Source organism: Vibrio sp. YT-19(2023) (genome assembly GCF_033337395.1).
Genome location: NZ_JAWOQN010000955.1, coordinates 1 through 555, shown reverse-complemented (window position 1 = coordinate 555; position 555 = coordinate 1). Strand labels below are relative to the sequence as shown.

Genomic DNA, 555 nt, shown 5'->3' with positions numbered 1-555 from the left:
AAACGGTTCATCAAGGTGGAATTTTGCTTCGATGTTGGCGCGCACGATTTCTGGCATTGGGCGTTCCATATCAAACGGGCCACCCGGCGCGATGTGCATCAACCAGAAAGAAACCAACGCAATAAACAGTAAGGTTGGAACGGCGATGGCTAGCCGTCTCAGAATGTACCAAATCATGATCCATCATCCTTTGGTAAAACGACGCCACATCCTGCCGCGTCGAATAAAAGGTGAAAAAAATTGGCCTGTGCTCATTACCGAGGAAAGAGAGGTTCGAGAAGGTATGCCATGTATTGGCAATGTCAGTGCTAGTTACCTTATCGACACAGGCCGAAACATGCCTTTAGTGGACTTTCACATAGACATTCTTGCGGTAGTACGAGGACTCGGGGTTAGTGCGCTCGTAGCCACCGACATAAGGCTTGATCAGGTATTGATCGTTGCCGGGACGGTAAACTGGAATGATCGCCATATCATCAATCAACATGCTTGCTGCTCGCAGATACAGCTCAGATGGGTCGCTCATGGTCTTTGATTGCGACGTCAACACATAGT

At 48.6% G+C, this 555-nt stretch carries 2 pseudogenes; both read right to left on the bottom strand.

From position 1 onward, the window contains the following. Window positions 1–177: pseudogene (oppB, locus tag R7E78_RS29390) on the bottom strand (oligopeptide transporter permease); the annotation flags it as partial. A 166-nt stretch (window positions 178–343) separates the two neighbouring features. Beyond that, window positions 344–555, bottom strand: a pseudogene (locus R7E78_RS29385) (peptide ABC transporter substrate-binding protein); the annotation flags it as partial.